This window comes from Rubrobacter calidifluminis (genome assembly GCF_028617075.1).
Taxonomy (GTDB): Bacteria; Actinomycetota; Rubrobacteria; order Rubrobacterales; family Rubrobacteraceae; genus Rubrobacter_E; species Rubrobacter_E calidifluminis.
Genome location: NZ_JAQKGV010000021.1, coordinates 23,544 through 40,928 on the forward strand (window position 1 = coordinate 23,544; position 17,385 = coordinate 40,928).

Here is a 17,385-nt window from a genome sequence, read left to right on the forward strand (position 1 = left end):
GGCTGTTGTCCGGCCGGACGAGTTTTGATAACTTATTCACATCAGGGTTTTGGGTATGGGGAAAGGGAACTCCGGGAAAGGGAAAGGAGGAGTTCCCTTCTTTTGTATCTCTTTCTCTCGCGACCGGTGTTAAACTCCTCAGCGAGGAGGAAAAAGGGTCGGAGGCCGCAGGACCATGTTGAGAGAGACCCCGGGCACCGCCCGGCGCACCAGCAAGACGCGCATCAGGCTTCGGAAGGTCGAGGATGGTCGGGTGACGTCGAGCCGCGACGTGCTCGCCACCGAGGAGCCGCTGGAGATCCGGGTGCTCTCCGGGGGGGAGCGGAGGACGGTCGCCGTCACCATGCGCACGCCGGGCGCGGACTTCGAGCTGGCCGCGGGCTTCCTTTTCGCAGAGGGGATCGTCTCCTCGAGGGAGGACATCGAGAAGATGAGCTACTGCCTCTCCTCGGAGGTGGGCGCCGAGCAGCAGTACAACATCGTCAACGTCACGCTGCGCCCCGGCCTCACGTACGACCCTTCATCCCTCGAGCGCCACTTCTACACCACGAGCGCCTGCGGTGTGTGCGGCAAGGCGAGCCTGGAGCAGCTCGAGATGCGCGGCTGCCGGGTGCTACCGCCCGGACCGCGGGTCTTTCGGGAGGTGATCTGCAGCCTCCCCGGCAGGCTGCGCTCGTCGCAGGGCCTTTTCGAGGAGACGGGGGGGCTGCACGCCGCCGCGCTCTTCGACACCGACGGCAACCTGCTCGCGCTGCGGGAAGACGTAGGAAGGCACAACGCAACCGACAAACTGATAGGCTGGGCCCTGCTCGAAGGCAGGATCCCCCTCTCAGAGGGCATCCTCATGGTCAGCGGAAGGAGCAGCTTCGAGATCATGCAGAAGGCGCTCGCGGCCGGTGCCCCGATCGTCTGCGCCGTCTCCGCCCCGAGCAGCCTCGCCGTGGACGTCGCCCGCGAGTTCGACATGACCCTCGTGGGCTTCCTGCGCGAGGGCCGCTTCAACGTCTACTCGGGCTTCGAGCGCATCCTCGCCTAGGGCGCCGGCGCGTGGACATCACCGCGCCCGCGGGGATATAATCCGCGCATGTAATATAGTGATCTTTCGGGCGGGAAAGGGGTGTTCTTCGAGGTGAGCGCTACGGAGACCCGCGAGGAGAGGGTCGGTCCGGCCGGCACGCGTCTCGGGCACACGATCTGCGGCTTCTGCGGGGTCGGCTGCGGGCTCGAGGTGAAGGTGGAGGGGGGCAGGATCAGCAAGGTCACGGGCCGCAAGTCCAACCCCTCGAGCAAGGGCGAGGCGTGCATCAAGGGGCGAGAAGGCTGGCGGCACATCTACAGCGAGCGGCGCCTGACGCGCCCGCTGGTGCGTAAGAACGGCGAACTCGTCCCGGCGAGCTGGGAGGAGGCTTTAGACCTCGTCGCGAGCCGCATGAGCCAGATAAAGGAGGAGAGCGGCGGGGACGCCTTCGGCCTCTTCAGTTCCTCCCGCTCGACCAACGAGCTCAACTACCTGGCCGGGAAGTTCATCCGGCAGGTGATGGGGGTTAGCAACGTAGACTCCTGCAACCGCGCCTGACACGCCGCCAGCGTCACCGGTCTGGTGGCGACGTTCGGAGCGGGGGCCTCCACAACCTCCTACGACGAGTTCGAGGACACCGACCTCATCGTCTGCTGGGGTTCGAACACCCAGGAGTGCCACCCCATCATCTACAACCACATGCGCCGCGGCGTGAAAAACGGCGCGAAGATGGTCGTCATAGACCCGCGCAAGACCGAGCAGGCCAGGAAGGCCGACAGGTGGCTCCGGGTCAACGTCGGCACCGACATCTGCCTGGCGAACGCCATGGGCCATGTAATCATCGAGGAGGGTCTCTACGACCGAAAGTTCGTCGAGCGGGCGACCGAGAACTTCGAGGCCTACCGTGAGAAGGTCGCGGGTTACACCCCAGAGTACGCCGAAGGGGTGACCGGCGTCCCGGCGGAGGAGATCCGCGAGGTCGCCCGGATGTACGCGACGGCGGAGAGGGCGATCCTCAACTGGACGCTCGGCATCACCGAGCACCACAACGGGGCCCAGGCCGTCTTCGCGCTCATCGCGCTCGGGCTCCTCACCGGGCACGTCGGCCGCTACGGCAGCGGGCTCAACCCGCTGCGCGGGCAGAACAACGTGCAGGGCGGCGGGGACATGGGGGCCCTGCCGAACCGGCTGGTCGGCGGCTGGAGCTGGGACGACCCGGAGGCCCACCGGCGCTTTCGGGAGGTATGGGGGGTGCCGCTGCCGCAGAAGGTCGGCAAGAACCAGGCTCAGATGCTCGACGCGATAGAGTGTGGGGAGATCCGGTGCATGTACGTCATCGGGGAGAACCCCTGCCAGTCCGACGCCGACGAGAACCGTTCCGACCGGCTCTTCCGGGGCCTGGACTTCCTGGTGGTGCAGGACATCTTCCTCACCAAGACCGCTCGTCTGGCGGACGTGGTGCTCCCGGCGGCGGCGAGCTGGTGCGAGACGGAGGGCACCTTCATCAACAGCGAGCGCAGGGTGCAGCGGGTGCACAAGATCGTCGACCCGCCCGGCGAGGCGCGGGCGGACGAGTGGATCCTGCAGGACGTGGCCAACCGGCTCGGGGCGAACTGGCACTACGAGAGCGCCGAGGACATCTGGGACGAGATCCGACTCCTCGCCCCCAACTTCAGCGGGATGAGCTACGAGCTGCTGGAGCGCTACGACGGCATCCAGTGGCCCTACACCGGGAGCGAGGAGTACGACGGACGTCCGGGCACGAAGTTCCTCCACGCCCGGCTGTGGGACGAGGAGGTGGAAAAGCGGGCTCCCTTCACCCCGGTCGACCACGAGGGCCCGGTCGAGCCCCCGGACGAGGAGTACCCGTTCCAGCTCACCACCGGCAGACGCCTCGCCTTCCACAACACCGGCACGATGACCCGGAGCTACAAGAAGGTCAAGGACCCGGAGGAGCTCCTGGAGATAAGCCCCGAGGACGCCCGCGCCCTCGGCGTCTCCGACGGGGACTTCGTGCGGGTGAGCTCGCGGAGGGGCACCGTCCCGAGGGTGAAGGCCCGGGTGACCGACCGGGTGAGCCGGGGGCTCGTGTTTCTGGGTTTCAGCTTCGCGGATCAGGTCCCGACCAACGTGCTCACGATAAACGCGGTCGACCCGCAGTCGGGGACGGCCGAGCTCAAGGCCTGCGCGGTCCGGGTGGAGCCCGCTGAGGGTTGAGGGAGGAAAAGGGGGCGGGGCCTCCCCGCCCCCTTTTCCGTTTCGGAGCCCCTCAGGTCTGGCTGTTGGCCTGTCTGCGCAGCTCCTCCACCACGTCCGGGTCGGCGAGCGTGGTGGTATCCCCGAAGTCCGTTGAGCCCTGGGCGACGGCGCGCAGGATGCGGCGCATGATCTTGCCGCTTCGCGTCTTCGGGAGGGCGCTGGTGAAGACCATGTCGTCGGGGGTGGCGATCGGACCTATCACCTCGCGGACGTGCCGGCGCAGCTCCTGCTTGAGCTCGTCGGAGCCCTCCAGATCACCCTCGAGCGTGACGTAGGCGAAGATCGCCTGTCCCTTCTGCTCGTCGGGACGCCCGACGACGGCGGCCTCGGAGACCTTCTCATGGGAGACCAGCGCGCTCTCGACCTCCCAGGTGGAGATGCGGTGCCCGCTGACGTTTATGACGTCGTCGACGCGGCCGATGATCCAGTAGTAGCCGTCTTCGTCGCGCTTGGCCCCATCTCCGGCGAAGTACACCCCCGGGAAGCGCGACCAGTAGGTCTCCTGGTAGCGCTGCGGGTCCTTGTACAGGGTGCGCAGCATCCCCGGCCAGGGACGGGTGAGGACCAGATAACCGCCGCCGGAACCTTCTATCGGTCGTCCCTCCTCATTGTAGATGTCGGCTCCTATGCCGGGGAAAGGCCTGGTCGCGCTACCGGGCTTGGTGGTTGTGATGCCGGGCAGCGGGGTGATCATGTGCCCGCCGGTCTCCGTCTGCCACCAGGTGTCCACGATCGGGCAGCGCCCGCCGCCGACGAACTCGTGGAACCAGACCCAGGCCCGCGGGTTGATCGGCTCACCCACCGTCCCGAGCAGCCTCAGAGAAGAAAGATCGTGCTTCTCGGGCCACTGCCTGCCCTCTTTCATCAGCGAGCGGATCGTAGTCGGGGAGGTGTAGCAGATCGTCACCCCGTACTTCTCGACTATCTCCCAGTAACGGTCCGGCGCCGGGTAGGTGGGCGTACCCTCGAACATCAGGCTCGTCGCCCCGTTGGCGAGCGGGCCATAGACGATGTACGAGTGCCCGGTGACCCAGCCGATGTCCGCCGTGCACCAGTAGACGTCGTCGTCCTTTATGTCCATCACCCACTTGGTGGTGGCGTAGACGAAGGTGAGATATCCGCCCGTGGTGTGCACGATCCCCTTAGGACGCCCGGTCGAGCCGGAGGAGTAGAGGATGAAGAGCAGATCCTCCGCATCCATCTCCTCCGCCGGGCACTCGGGGTCGGCTTCGGCCATGAGCTCGTGGTACCAGAGATCCCGCCCCTCCTGCATAGGAACCTCGTCCCCGGTGCGTCGTACGACGATCATGTGCTCGACCGACGGGGCATCCTCGAGGGCTTTGTCCGCGTTCTCCTTCAGCGGAACCCTCTTGCCGCCCCGTCGCCCGGCGTCGGCGGTGATGACTACCTTGGCCTCGCAGTCGTTGATCCTGCCGCGCAGCGAGTTGGCCGAGAACCCGCCGAAGACCACCGAATGCGGGGCGCCGATGCGGGCGCAGGCGAGCATGGCGACCGGGAGCTCGGGGATCATCGGCATGTAGATGGCGACCGTATCACCCTTCCCGACCCCCAGGCTCCTGAGCACGTTGGCAAACTTCTTCACCTCGGCGAGAAGCTCGGAATAGGTGAGCGCGCGTCCCTCCTCGCCGGGCTCGTCCGGCTCCCAGACTATCGCCCGCTTGTCCCCCCGGCCCTGCTCGACCTGGTAGTCGAGACAGTTGTACGAGACGTTGAGCCTGCCCCCGACGAACCACTTGTAGAAGGGCGCCTCCGAGTCGTCGAGGACTTTGTCCCACTCTTTGAACCAGTGCAGCTCGCGGGCGAACCCCGCCCAGAAGCCCTCCGGATCGCGCTCGGCCCGCTCGTAGACCGACGGGTCGCTGACGTTGGCCCGCGCGGCGAACTCCTCCGGCGGCGGGAAGGTCCTCCTCTCCTCCAGTAACGCCTCGATGGTCTTCTCTTCTGTCATCTCCGGCTCCTCCTTTCTCTACCGGTCCATCTTACCCCACCGCCAGAACCACTTAACTGCACCTCCGGCTCAGGCCCGGGGTCCCACGGGCAACACCACCCGTCCGGAGACGGAGTTGATCACCCCGGCCGCCGAGGTGTACCAGGCCGCTATCGCCGTGAGAAGCCCCACGTACCCGCCGACCTTGGAGATGCCGGCCGAGCCCGCGAGTTCCCCTATGCCGAGCAGGAAGAAGGTTATGGCAAGCAGCAAAAACACCACCATCACCGCGTTGGTCACCCGCATGGAACCGAAGAACATGTACGCGGTGAAGATGCCCCACGCTATGAGGAACCACCCCACCACCGAAGAGAGATCCGAGGCCGGTATCCTGCCAGCGTAGAAAGTCTCGAGCGCAGCGAATGCGATCCAAAACGCTCCGTAAGAACTGAACGCTGTGGCTCCGAAGGTGTTGTTGTTCCTGAACTCCCACATCCCGGCCAGAAGCTGCCCTAATCCCCCGTAGAAGAGCGCGAGCGGCAGAACGACCTGCACCCCGGCGGAAGGCAAAAGCCCCGCGTTGACGAGGCTGAGCAAAAACGTCGTGAGCGCGAACGCCGCGAGCCCGAGCGGCGCGGGGTCACCGATCGGAGCCGCCGGCGGATTCTCCCGCGCCGTGCGCCCCGCCGTCTCGTCCCGCACCATCTTCCTTATCTCTTCACGCAGCTCTGGATCTACCTGAGCCATCCGCTACTCCTCCCTCCCGGAAAACAAGAAAATGCCCCGCAACAAGCCCGTACAGGCATGGTCTTCCTCTCCTAGAGAACGCCTCCTTTCTCGAGAAGCCCCTTGTGCTACCCACCAGAGGTGGATTATAGCATTATATGCGACTGCAGACCAGCGTTTGTCACATTGTGCGAAACTTTTCCTGCGAAAAGACGAACCCGGGCCGGTCAGGCCCGGGTTTTTGGAGGAGCTGGCTCTTCCTTATCTACGGATCAGGCCAGAGAGGCGTTCAGGGTTATCTCGACGTTGTTTCTGAGGGCGTTGGAGACCGGGCAACCCTGTTCGGCCTTCTCTGCGGCCTCCCTGAATCCGGCTTCGTCCAGCCCCGGCACGCGGCCGCGCACCTCAAGGACGGAGGAGGTGATCTTGAGCTGTCCCATGTCGAAGGTGACCTCGGCGCTGACTTCGAGCTCTTCGGGTTCGTGTCCGCTCTCGGAGAGGACGTTGGAGAGGGCCATCGCGTAGCAGCCGGCGTGGGCGGCGGCGATGAGCTCCTCCGGGGAGGTCTTCCCGTCGGGATCACCGGTGCGGGCGGGGAAACTGATCTGTGCATCGCTGAGAGCGCCGCTGCTCGCCAGGTTCAGGCTCCCGGAACCTCCGGTCAGGCTTCCTCTCCATCTGACCTCCGCGCGCCGTTGTGCAGAGGGCATACTCCACCTCCGTTCATCGTATCTTCCAGGTGAGCCTCATATACCCGCTCTCGTATGCAGCTAACCGCACCCGCGGATGACCGATCACGCCACCTCTATGCCCCGGCTCCGTGTGACGGTGCCGGCGAAGAGGAAGGCCGTCTGGCGCAGGGAGGACTCCAGGTCGAACGGGTCGAGCGCGGAGACCGCGTCGCGGGGCAGCACCACCTCGAACCAGCGCAGGGCAGCACTCGCCGCGGTGTAGTGCACGCAGATGTTGGCCACGGTACCGCAGACGATCAGGGTCTTCGTATCCCACAGACGCAGGAAGTGCTCCAGGTGGGTGCCGTAGAAGGCGTCGTAGCGGACCTTGCGGATCACGAGCTCACCCTCGCGCGGGGAGAGTTCGTCCACAATCCGCCATCCCCAGGAACCCTCGCGGGCGTGCTCGCCCCAGATCTCCCACTCCGGGTCACCCTCGGCGTGGGTATCCTGGGTGAAGACGACCTTCATACCGGAGTCCCTGGCCACCTCGAGCAGGTGGTGTATGGCGGGGATCGTCCCTTCGGCGTCCGGGACCCTGAGCGCTCCCCCCTCCTTCACGAAATCGTTCTGCATGTCGACGACGACGAGGGCGGTGCGCGAGGGGTCCACCCGCACGCTCTCCCTGACCTCGTACTCCGGGACCACGACCTCTCTGCGGCCGGACATCTTCAGACCTCCTCGCTCTCTCCTTCCCGGCAGGAAATTTTATACGGGATCGGGGGGCAGCCCCTTCTTCGCCCTCCTGCGGGTGAGGAGAGGCAGTATCTCACCCAGAAAGAGCGCCGAGAGGATGAGGGCGGCCCCCGCCATCTGCACCGCGTCCAGCCGGTCGCCAGCGAGCCAGTAGCCGAAGAGCGCGGCGAAGACCGGCTCCATCGTCAGGATCACCGCCGCGCGGGCCGCGGGCAGGCGCTGCTGGACGAACGTCTGGGCCCAGAAGGCGGCGGCGGAGGCCAAAAGACCGGTGACGATCAGGGCCATCCAGACGCTGCGCGGTGGGAAGGAGACACCGCCCGAGAAAAGCCAGACCCCGGTGAAAAGGAGCGCCATCACGGAGGTCTCCACCGAGGCGAACCCCAGCGCGTCGTGCCCCGAGGCGTATCGGGAGAGCAGGGCTATCTGCAGCCCCAGGGCGGCCGCACAGAGCAGGGTGAGCAGGTCGCCCAGGTTTACGCCGTCGGGACTCCCACCGGCAAGCAGCACCATCCCGGCGAAGCTCAGGATGACGGCGGCGAGCACGGGGCGGGAGATGCGCACCCCGAAGAGGAGGCGGTCCGAGAGCGGGGCGAACACGACGAACATCCCTGTGATAAGCCCGGAGTTCGTCGGGGTGGTGTACAGCAGGCCGAGCGTCTGGAAGAGGTAGCCCACGGCCAGCACCAACCCCACACCAGCCCCCGCGACGAGCGTTCCACGGGTGATGCGCCGCAGGGTGAAGGGGACGAGGGCGCAGGCGGCGAGCAGGAAACGGGCCGCGAGGAACGGTATGACGCCGTAGGCGGAGATCGCGTCCTGCACGACCACGAAGGTCCACCCCCACACAGCCGTCACACCGAGCAGGACGATGGTATACAGGAGCCTCACGAGGGACAATTGTAGCGCGGCCGGAAGCCACGGCTTCTTATTGTAATATTAGGGCTCGTGACCACCCTCGTACACGTCTCCGACCTGCACTTCGGCAGGCCCGCCGTCTCCGAGCAGCTCGACTCTCTACTCAAGTACATCGGGAGGCTCAAGCCCGATGCGGTGGCCGTCTCCGGCGATCTCACGCAGCGCTGCTCGATAGCCGAGTTCCGGCAGGCCCGTGACTACCTGGAGGCCATCGGCAGGGTGGCACCTTACATAGTCATCCCCGGCAACCACGACATCCGCTGGCTCGGGGCCGTGCTGCGCAACCTGGGGATAGTCGGTTTCATAGGCAGGCGGGCCCACGAGCACAAATACTCCCGCTACCGGCGCTACATCTCCGAGGATCTCAGCCCCTCGCTCACGATCCCGGGTGTGGTCATCGCGGGGCTGAACACGGCCCACGGCATAACCCGCGGCTCGCTTACCCGCCGGCTGCGCGACCTCGGCGTCATAGGCCACGTCCGGAGCGACGACCTCGCGCACGTCAGGCGCACCTTCGAGGAGGCCCCGCCGGAGGCGGCCCGGGTTGTGATGATCCACCACAACCTCATGCGGGGTCCCATCTCCGGTCGCCACGGTCTGGCGAACACCGACGAGGCGCTGCGCGCCTTCGCCTCTCTGGGGGCGGAGCTCGTCCTCTGCGGCCACGACCACCAGGAGGCGGTGCACAGCGTGGAGACGAGCGAGGCCGGGCTCGTCATCTCGACGGCGGGCACCATCTCGAGCCGCAGGCGACCCGGTCACCCCTCCAGCTTCAACCTCGTGCGGGTGCGGGAGGAGTCCCTCAGCATCACCATATACGCCTGGAGCGAGAAGGCCGGCGACTTCTCGCCAGCCGGAGAGCACCTCTTCCCCCGGCGCGCGCGAAAGAGACCCTAGGGCGCCGCGGGCGCGGGTTATAATGGATCTTGAGTCGATGCCCCCGAGAGGAGAAGGTGTTCAGGGAGATGTGGAGCAGGCTTACCCGCGGCGGGGATGGTCTTCCCCGGGAGAAGGTGGATGCCGTAGTCAGGCTCATCGACCAGTATCTCGCCGAGGAGGCCGTGAAACGCAACCTCCAGTCGGACAAACAGACCATCCACCCGAGGGACCTTCCCCCCGAGAAAAGGGAGGCTCTGATCTCCGAGATCTTCTCCATCCTCAGGGAGACGAAGAAGCAGTAGTCCCACCCCCAAGCTTCCTCACCAGAGGCCCGATGCACTCGAAGAGGTGCCGGGCGCAGGCCCGGTATGCGCTCAGGCTGAGCCCGTAAGGGTCCGAGATTCCCTCCCTGCCGGAACCGACGTACTCCGTAAGCACGTGTACGCTCTCGGGCAGACCGCCGAACGCGCTTCCCATTTCCTCGACGTGGGCCGGGGTCATCGTGAGCACCAGGTTCGCCCGGTAGAGCATGGCCTCGGTGAGAGCCCGGGAGCGGTGTTGCCCCACCTGTATCCCCGCCTCGGCGAGCACCTCAACGGCCTCCGGAGCCATAGGGTAGCCATCGACGGCGAAGACGCCCGCACTCCGCGCCCGCCAGTCCAGCCCCGCGTCCCCGGCCAGCGCGTTGAAGATGGCCTCGGCCATCGGGCTGCGGCAGATGTTGGCCGTACAAACAAAGAGAACCTCTCTCATGGTCCCTGCGAGCTTACCACGAGACCGGCCTGAGGTCGGCTCTCATCCGCTCTCCCCGAGGATGGAATACCCGTCACGCCCCGCGCTCTTGGCCCGGTACATCGCCCCGTCGGCCGCCCGGAGCAGGGCACCCGCCCCTCTCCCGCCGCCGCTCTCCACGACGACCCCGGCGCTGGCGGTGACCCGCATCCTGTAGCCGCCCACCTCCACCGGCTCACGCAGCGCGCCGAGCACCCTCTCGACGACCGGCTCCACGCTCCCCTCTCCGATGTCCTCGAGGAGCAGCGCGAACTCGTCGCCCCCGAGACGCGCGGCGGTGTCCGAAGGCCGGAGGCAGGAGCGCAGCCTTCCACCGACCGCGACGAGCAACCTGTCTCCGGCCTCGTGCCCCATGAGATCGTTGATCCGTTTCATCCCGTCCAGGTCCAGGAAGACCACGGCGAAGGGCTCACCGCTCCTGGAAGAGCGGGCGCACGCTCTCTCGAGTCGGTCGAGGAAGAGCGCCCGGTTCGCCAGGCCCGTGAGCGGATCGTGCAGGGCCTGCCGGATGAGCTCGTCCTCACGCAGCCTGCGCTCGGTGATGTCCCGCAGATAGTAAGCCCGGTAACCTTCCAACTCCACGCTCAGTGCCTCCAGGTACCTGCAGGAGCTCCCCCGACCTCGCAGCCTGAAGTTCTCGACCCAGGCGTCCTGCCGGTGGGGGGACCTGCGCCGGGGGCCGTATCTCTGCATAGCCTCCGGCAGACGGTCGCCGACGAGCTCCGCCGGCTCACACCCGAACATCTCGCCGGCAGCCGGGTTGGCGTAGCGCACCCTGCCGTCCCCGTCGAGGAGGAGCACGACGTCTGGAGCGTCCTGTACGAGCCGGCTCAGCAGGTCGTCCCCGCACCCCCTCCCTCCCTCACGAGCCGCGCCCACCAGCTGTGCGACCCCGCGCCAGAGACCGCGCAAGAATCCTGGCAGGCGGTAGAAGACACGCACCCCTGCAGCATCCTCCAGGGAGGAACGCTCGAGGGTGAGGTGTTCACCTAAAGCCCTCTTCATCATCCCGCCTGCTCAGCAGGCTCCGCGGTCGGAGAAGAGGCTGCGGAAGGTGCGCGCCAGGAGCAGGAGGTCGAGCCATATGGACCAGTTGTTTATGTAGTAGAGGTCCATCCTGATCCTCTCGCGAAACGGGGCGTTGCTCCTGCCACCAACCTGCCAGGGACCGGTGATGCCGGGGGTGACCTGCAGTATGGTCTGCTCGGCCTCGCCCATATCGGGCGACTCCCGGGGGAGGTAGGGCCGGGGGCCGACCAGACTCATCTCCCCCTTGAGCACGTTCCAGAGCTGCGGCAGCTCGTCAAGGCTCGTGGCGCGCAGGAAGCGTCCCACCCTGGTGACCCTGGGGTCTTCACGCAGCTTGTGGTAGAGTGCGTACTCCTTCCTCAACTCCTCGTTCTCCTGCAGGAGCCGCTCCAGAGCATCCTCCGCGTCCCGGTCCATGGTACGGAACTTCAGGCACCCGAAAGCCCTGCCGTCCCTGCCCATCCGTTCGGCCCGGTAGAAGACGGGTCTTCCAGACTCCAGAAGGATCAGCACACAGAGCACCACGAACAGCGGAAGGAGCACCACCCCCCCGAGCAGGGTCAACACCACGTCCATCACCCTCTTCACCCTCTGGGTCCAGACATCCAGCAGGTTGTGGCGAACCTCGACCCCGAAGATCCCAGCGAGGTCCCTCGCGGTCACCGCGGAGTTGGTCACCCCTTCCAGGTTGGGGATGATGATGACGTGCCGGAATCTGACCCGCGCCCTCTCGACGAATCGGAGCAGGTGCTCCCTGCGGGTGTACGGCATGGCGAAGATGGCCGTGTCCACACTGCTGTTGTGACCCCACACCACCGCATCCTCCACCGTCCCCCCGTAGGGGACGCCCTCGATCTCTCCTCCCACAGGCACCCGCCGCCCGTCGAAGATGGCCCGGGGTTCGAAACCAAGCGTCCACTCGCTCCGGAGGGCCCGGATCAGCCTCCCGCCGGTCTCCCCGAAACTGAGTACCACCACCGGCTTCCCCCACAGTCCCGCCTTACGCAGGGAGAGCTTCGTCAGGTAGCGCGCCGGGGGCGCGAGAACCGCGAGCCCGGCGAAGCCGAGCACCAAAAGCAGGCGCGAGATGGCATCCCCGATCTGGAAGGAGAACGCGAAGACCGTCGTGATGGCCATCGTCGTGAGCACGGCCTGCGTCTGCCGGCGAAGCTCCTCGGTCTGTCCGAGGCCGTAGCCCGGATATAGGCCCATGAGCCAGCGCAGTCCGATCCAGACCCCCAGGTTAGAGGCCACCGTGGCGATGGTGACCTCGGAGAGGTTTCCTCCTCCGAAGAGACCCCGCAGCAGGGCCGCCAGTTCCCAGACCAGGATGGCCAGCACCGCATCAGAGAGCATCAGGGCGAGGGCGACCAACTGCGGCGACGCCCCGGTCCTGTTTCCGGCGAGGAGCTCCTCCGCCCGCGCCATCCCGGCGGGGATGTCAAGAGGTAGCGCTTTTCCAGAGTCTATGGCTCTCTGCACGCCTTACCATCCCGTCCGTGTAGCAGATCTCCCTGAATGCCCCGGATATTAGGGCCGCCTGCGGCGCGGCACATCGGCTAGACAGCGCATCTTGGGACCGGCCGGGTGGCCTATTTAATGCGCTTTTAATCTCTCTTCCCCCGCCCCGGGCGGACCGTGTGTAGAATCCGGGCACTATGGCGCGTCCGATCGAGAGTCAGCAACCATGCCCGCCGGGCTCGAGAGACTCCTGAGGCGGGAGCGGGAGGGCCGAACCCTGCCGGAGGTGACGTCCGGGCTTAAAGAACTGGGCATCCCGGTCGCCCTCGCGGGTGAGGGGCGCGAGTACCGGGCTTACCCGTCCCTCGCGAAGGTGCGCTGGCTCTTCCCGGCCGGCCGGCGCGGCATCAGGCGTGCCGGCATGGAGGCGCTCTTCCATCCCGTGACCGCCCGAGGCCGGCTGCTCAAGAGCCTCATCTCCGCGGGAGTCCTGCCCGGCGGCAGGGTGTTCCTGGAGGAAGATGCCGTCGGCCGCCTCGAGGAAGAGATGGCTCACCACCTGACGGAACCAGAGGTGCGCGCGGTCTTCTACGTGGGGACCCCGGGCGCCTACCGAAAGGTTACGGCGCAGGCGCTCTCCGAGAACGATCGGGTACTGGCCTTCGCCAGGATAGCCGCCTCGCCGCGCGCCAGGGAGGAGGTCGAAGCCGAACACCACAACCTGCTGAGGCTCGAAGGCGCCCGGGCGCTGCGCGGCCGGGTACCCGAGGCCCTCGCCCTCTTCGACTGGCAGGGATGCAGGGTGCTCGTCACGAGCGCGGGTCCCCCGCGAGCCGGGCCGCGAGACCTCCGCCGGGAACACCTCTCCTTCTGCCGTGACCTCTTCCTGCCGTTCGCAGAGCACCGCACGTTCAACGAAAGCCCGCTGCTGTCGAGGATGTCCGAGAAAGCCGGACGACTTGCCTCCCGGCTGGACGGCCGCCTGTCCTCTCTGCTGGAGAGGGCGCTCGACCGCCTTCGGAGAGACCTCGGAGAGGTAGAGCTACCCCTTTCGATGGCTCACCGCGACTTCGCGCCCTGGAACACCCGTCTGGGGCCGCAGGGCCTGTTCGTCTTCGACTGGGACGGAGCCCAGGAGGGCGTAACGCCCCTGTATGACGCCTTCCACTTCTGCACCGTGCGATCGCTGCTGACGGGAAAGGGCGCCCCCCTCCCGGACCGCCGGTTCCTGAGCGAACTGCTGGACGGGACATGGCCCGGCGCCATCGAGCACCTGCCCTCGTTGTATCTGGCCTACCTGCTCGACGTGACCCTCCACTACACCGAGGCACGGGTCGCCGCCCCGCAAGCCGGAGACAGCGACCTCAGAGACCGGCTGGCGGGACGCATCGAGGCCTTCCTGTACGGAGGTTCACCCCTCTAGGTCGGGCAACCGCCCCGGAACCCAGCCGCGCCCGGACAAGCCGCGGATAGAAAATGTGCCGTCTGGCAGATGCCCGGCGCCAGCCACCGCGCGACCATGACCCCGAGATGATCGGAGCTCTGAGCGAGAGAACGAAGCCAGCGGTGGTCGGCCAGCCGGGCCTACCGGCCAGGATCCTCACGGTCCACAACACCTACCAGCAGGCCGGAGGGGAAGACCTCGTCTTCTTGGAGGAAGCGGCCCTGCTCGAGTCCCACGGGCACCGGGTCGTGTGCTACGAAGCCCACAACGACAGGATACAGGGGATGGGCCGGGCGGAGCTCGTCCGGGACACGATCTGGAACCAGCGCGCCTGCCGGGAGATAGGCGAACTGATCCGGCGGGAATCACCTGACGTGGTCCACCTGCACAACACCTTCCCGCTGATCTCGCCGGCCGTAGCGCACGCGGCGGCCCGCGAGGGCGTCCCGGTGGTCCAGACACTCCACAACTACCGGCTGCTCTGTCCCAACGGTCTCCTGTTCCGCGGGGGGCAGCCGTGTGAGCAATGTCTGGGCAGGACGCTGCGCTGGCCGGGCATCGTCCATGGCTGCTACCGCGGTAGCCGGGCTGCCACAGGGGCGGTAGCGGGGATGCTCCTCGCCCACCGGGCGGTCGGGACGTGGTCGCGCAGGGTCACCGCCTACATCGCTCTCTCAGACTTCGCTCGCCGGAAGTTCATCGAGGACGGTCTGCCCGCGGGCAAGGTCTTCGTAAAGCCCAACTTCGTCGCCAGGGATCCCGGCTGCGGCGAGGGCAGCGGTGGCTACGCCCTCTTCGTCGGACGCCTCTCCCCGGAGAAGGGCGTAAAGACGCTGCTCGAGGCCTGGAAGCTGCTCGGCGGGGACGCGATCCCGCTCAAGATCGCGGGCGACGGCCCGCTGTCCGGCGAGGTGTCACGGGCCGCGGCGGGGGGCTCGCGCGTCGAGTGGCTCGGACACGGCTCCCCGCAGGAGATCCGGGCCCTCATGAAAGACGCGACGACCCTCGTGTTCCCCTCCGAGTGGTACGAGACCTTCGGACGCGTGGTTATCGAAGCGTTCGCGGCCGGAACCCCGGTCTTGGCAGCCGGGACCGGCGCGGCCGCCGAGCTGGTGGAACACGGGCGCACCGGGCTCCTCTTCCGGACCAGAGACCCGGCCGACCTCGCCCGTCTGGTGAGGTGGCTCGCGCACAACCCGCGGGAGCATGCCCGGATGCGCCGGGAGGCCCGCGAGGAGTACGAGCGGCGATACACGGCGGAACGCAACTACGAGTTGCTGATCGGGATCTACAGGCAGGCGATGGAGAAGGTGGTGGCGGGATCATGACACTGGCATCGCGCTCGGTGATAGGGATGCGGGTAGACGCAGCCTCCTGCGACGAGACCACCCGGCAGACGTCGATCTGGGCGCGGGAGGGGCACTCTTCCTACGTCTGCGTCGCGAACGTGCACATGGCGATGGAGGCCTTCGACTCTGCCTCCTTCCGCAGGATCGTGAACGACGCAGACCTCGTCGTCCCGGACGGCAGGCCGCTCGTCTGGGCGCTGCGGTGGTTGGGCGTCCGGGGTGCACCCCAGGCGCGGGGGGCGGACCTCCTGGTCTACCTCGTAGAAAACGCGGCCCGTGCGGGGATCCCGGTCGGGTTCTACGGGGGCACCCCTGAATCCCTGGAGGCCCTGGTCAGGGTGCTGGGGGAGCGGTTCCCGGGCCTGGAGGTGGCCTGCGCCATCTCACCCCCGTTCCGGGAGCTCACCGAGCAGGAAGATGAAGCCTACGTGAGGCAGATTCGCGCCTCCGGCGCCCGCATCCTGTTCGTGGGGCTCGGCTGCCCCAAGCAGGAGATGTGGATGGCCAGACACAGAGGGAGCATCCCGGCGGTGATGGTGGGGGTCGGCGCCGCCTTCGACTTCTGCTCCGGCCGTATCCGCCAGGCCCCCGGCCTCCTGCAGAAGGCTGGCCTCGAATGGGCCTACAGGCTCTCCAGAGAGCCCAGAAGACTCTGGAAACGTTACCTGAAGCACAACCCGAGGTTCGCCGCGATGCTCGCCCTGCAGATCCTCGGGCTGCGCACCTATTGAAACTACCGAGGGAGAGACTGGATGAGCAGAAAGGGCTTGATCACAGGCATCACGGGGCAGGACGGCTCCTATCTCACGGAATTTCTCATTGAGAAGGGCTACGAGGTGCACGGCATCATCCGCCGCAGCTCATCCTTCAACACCGAGCGCATAGACCACCTCTACCGCGACCCTCACGACCCGGAGAGGAGGATGTTCCTGCACTACGGTGATCTCTCCGACGGCAGCGGCCTGAGGCGTATCCTGCAGAGCGTCGCCCCCGATGAGGTGTACAACCTCGGGGCGCAGTCGCACGTCAAGACCTCTTTCGAGCAGCCGGAGTACACCTCGGAGATAGACGCGCTGGGTACGCTGAGGCTGCTCGAAGCCGTGCGCGACGTGCAGGAGAGCATGGGGCGTGAGATCCGCTTCTACCAGGCCGGAACCTCCGAGATGTTCGGGGCCTCTCCTCCCCCGCAGTCGGAGAGCACGCCTTTTTACCCCAGGAGCCCTTACGCAGCGGCGAAGGTCTACGCCTACTGGGTGACGGTCAACTACAGGGAGGCTTACGAGCTTTTCGCCTGCAACGGCATCCTCTTCAACCACGAATCCGAGAGACGCGGGGAGACGTTTGTGACCCGCAAGATCACCCGCGCCGCCACCCGCATCAAGCTGGGTCTGCAGGAGAAGCTCTACCTGGGCAATCTGGAGGCCAAACGCGACTGGGGGCACGCGCAGGATTATGTGGAGGCGATGTGGCTGATGCTGCAGCAGGATGAGCCCGATGACTATGTGGTCGCAACCGGGGAGTCCTACACGGTGCGAGAGTTCGCCTCCAGAGTCTTTGATCTTCTGGATCTTGACCTGGAGGAGCACGTGGAGATAGATCCCCGTTACTTTCGCCCCACAGAGGTGGAGCACCTGCAGGGAGACGCCACCAAGGCCCACTCCATCCTGGGCTGGAAGCCCACCATAAGCATAGACGAGCTGGTGCGCAGGATGGTCGAGCACGACTACGAGCTGGCCCTGCAGGAGAAGACCCTAAAAGATGCCGGTCATGCGCTTATCCTGCGGGGGACCGCGGCACAGTGAACAAAAAGAGCCGTATCTACGTGGCCGGGCACCGCGGGATGGTCGGCTCGGCCATCGTCCGGAGGTTGCGGGGGGAGGGCTTCGAGGGGATCGTGACCAGAGCCCGCACCGAGCTCGACCTCACCGATGCCAGGGCGGTGGACGCCTTCTTCGCCGACGAACGCCCCGAATACGTCTTCCTCGCCGCGGCGAAGGTCGGCGGCATCCTCGCCAACGCCACCTGCCCGGCCGGGTTCATCCGCGATAACCTCGCGATAGAGCTCAACGTCATCGAAGCCGCCCACCGCCACGGGGTGAAAAAGCTCCTTTTCCTTGGCAGTTCGTGCATCTACC

At 66.5% G+C, this 17,385-nt stretch carries 17 protein-coding genes and 1 pseudogene; 10 read left to right on the forward strand and 8 right to left on the reverse strand.

Features of this window, described 5'->3' with window-relative positions; genetic code table 11:
- Positions 1-178: 178 nt before the first annotated feature.
- From fdhD to fdhF, 3 genes and pseudogenes are all read left to right on the forward strand, one after another.
- Entirely contained in the window at positions 179-1,036 is an 858-nt protein-coding gene (gene fdhD / locus PJB24_RS14130; protein ID WP_273846973.1) for a formate dehydrogenase accessory sulfurtransferase FdhD, read from the forward strand.
- Between the two features lie 93 nt (positions 1,037-1,129).
- Positions 1,130-1,327: pseudogene (locus PJB24_RS15990) on the forward strand (hypothetical protein); the annotation flags it as partial.
- Entirely contained in the window at positions 1,304-3,235 is a 1,932-nt protein-coding gene (gene fdhF / locus PJB24_RS15850; protein WP_475852786.1) for a formate dehydrogenase subunit alpha, read from the forward strand. The pseudogene PJB24_RS15990 and the gene fdhF, both read left to right, overlap by 24 nt.
- A 52-nt stretch (positions 3,236-3,287) precedes the next feature.
- On the opposite strand, the gene acs is transcribed toward fdhF, so the two are convergent.
- The 5 genes from acs to PJB24_RS14165 form a co-directional block, all read right to left on the reverse strand.
- Complete coding sequence (acs, locus tag PJB24_RS14145; protein WP_273846975.1) at positions 3,288-5,246, reverse strand: acetate--CoA ligase; 1,959 nt, start codon at positions 5,244-5,246, stop codon at positions 3,288-3,290.
- A gap of 69 nt (positions 5,247-5,315) precedes the next feature.
- The gene (locus PJB24_RS14150; RefSeq protein WP_273846977.1) at positions 5,316-5,972 is read right to left on the reverse strand and encodes an acetate uptake transporter; all 657 of its coding nucleotides are present in this window, start codon (positions 5,970-5,972) and stop codon (positions 5,316-5,318) included.
- A gap of 251 nt (positions 5,973-6,223) precedes the next feature.
- A complete protein-coding gene (locus PJB24_RS14155; RefSeq protein ID WP_273846979.1) occupies positions 6,224-6,661 on the reverse strand; it encodes an OsmC family peroxiredoxin in 438 nt (145 codons plus the stop codon).
- An 84-nt stretch (positions 6,662-6,745) separates the two neighbouring features.
- Positions 6,746-7,351, reverse strand: coding sequence for a cysteine hydrolase family protein (locus PJB24_RS14160; protein ID WP_273846980.1), 606 nt, complete (start codon positions 7,349-7,351; stop codon positions 6,746-6,748).
- 39 nt (positions 7,352-7,390) lie between these two features.
- Entirely contained in the window at positions 7,391-8,269 is an 879-nt protein-coding gene (locus PJB24_RS14165; protein WP_273846982.1) for a DMT family transporter, read from the reverse strand.
- A gap of 57 nt (positions 8,270-8,326) precedes the next feature.
- On the opposite strand from PJB24_RS14165, the gene PJB24_RS14170 reads away from it, so the two are divergent.
- Together PJB24_RS14170 and PJB24_RS14175 are read left to right on the forward strand one after the other, a co-directional pair.
- A complete protein-coding gene (locus PJB24_RS14170) occupies positions 8,327-9,193 on the forward strand; it encodes a metallophosphoesterase family protein (protein ID WP_273846984.1) in 867 nt (288 codons plus the stop codon).
- 56 nt (positions 9,194-9,249) lie between these two features.
- Positions 9,250-9,477, forward strand: coding sequence for a hypothetical protein (locus tag PJB24_RS14175; protein WP_273846985.1), 228 nt, complete (start codon positions 9,250-9,252; stop codon positions 9,475-9,477).
- On the opposite strand, the gene PJB24_RS14180 is transcribed toward PJB24_RS14175, so the two are convergent.
- Genes PJB24_RS14180 through wbaP form a run of 3 tightly spaced genes read right to left on the reverse strand, consistent with a single transcriptional unit; the run spans position 9,455 to position 12,478 of the window.
- Positions 9,455-9,928: a low molecular weight protein arginine phosphatase gene (locus PJB24_RS14180; RefSeq protein WP_273846986.1), complete on the reverse strand. Its 474-nt coding sequence runs from the start codon at positions 9,926-9,928 to the stop codon at positions 9,455-9,457. The genes PJB24_RS14175 and PJB24_RS14180 overlap by 23 nt on opposite strands.
- A gap of 42 nt (positions 9,929-9,970) precedes the next feature.
- Positions 9,971-10,972, reverse strand: coding sequence for a sensor domain-containing diguanylate cyclase (locus tag PJB24_RS14185; RefSeq protein ID WP_273846988.1), 1,002 nt, complete (start codon positions 10,970-10,972; stop codon positions 9,971-9,973).
- A 12-nt stretch (positions 10,973-10,984) separates the two neighbouring features.
- On the reverse strand, positions 10,985-12,478 hold the full coding sequence (gene wbaP / locus PJB24_RS14190; protein ID WP_273846989.1) for an undecaprenyl-phosphate galactose phosphotransferase WbaP: 1,494 nt from the start codon (positions 12,476-12,478) through the stop codon (positions 10,985-10,987).
- 205 nt (positions 12,479-12,683) lie between these two features.
- Here wbaP and PJB24_RS14195 point away from each other — a divergent pair, with 205 nt between their 5' ends.
- The 5 genes from PJB24_RS14195 to PJB24_RS14215 form a co-directional block, all read left to right on the forward strand.
- Entirely contained in the window at positions 12,684-13,880 is a 1,197-nt protein-coding gene (locus PJB24_RS14195) for an aminoglycoside phosphotransferase family protein (RefSeq protein ID WP_273846990.1), read from the forward strand.
- Between the two features lie 53 nt (positions 13,881-13,933).
- The gene (locus PJB24_RS14200) at positions 13,934-15,229 is read left to right on the forward strand and encodes a glycosyltransferase (RefSeq protein ID WP_273846992.1); all 1,296 of its coding nucleotides are present in this window, start codon (positions 13,934-13,936) and stop codon (positions 15,227-15,229) included.
- Positions 15,226-15,981: a WecB/TagA/CpsF family glycosyltransferase gene (locus PJB24_RS14205; RefSeq protein WP_273846993.1), complete on the forward strand. Its 756-nt coding sequence runs from the start codon at positions 15,226-15,228 to the stop codon at positions 15,979-15,981. The genes PJB24_RS14200 and PJB24_RS14205 overlap by 4 nt, the downstream gene beginning before the upstream one ends.
- A 21-nt stretch (positions 15,982-16,002) precedes the next feature.
- Complete coding sequence (gmd, locus tag PJB24_RS14210; RefSeq protein ID WP_273846994.1) at positions 16,003-17,052, forward strand: GDP-mannose 4,6-dehydratase; 1,050 nt, start codon at positions 16,003-16,005, stop codon at positions 17,050-17,052.
- Positions 17,049-17,385: NAD-dependent epimerase/dehydratase family protein (locus PJB24_RS14215; protein ID WP_273846995.1), on the forward strand; the 337-nt coding region annotated here is incomplete at its 3' end. The genes gmd and PJB24_RS14215, both read left to right, overlap by 4 nt.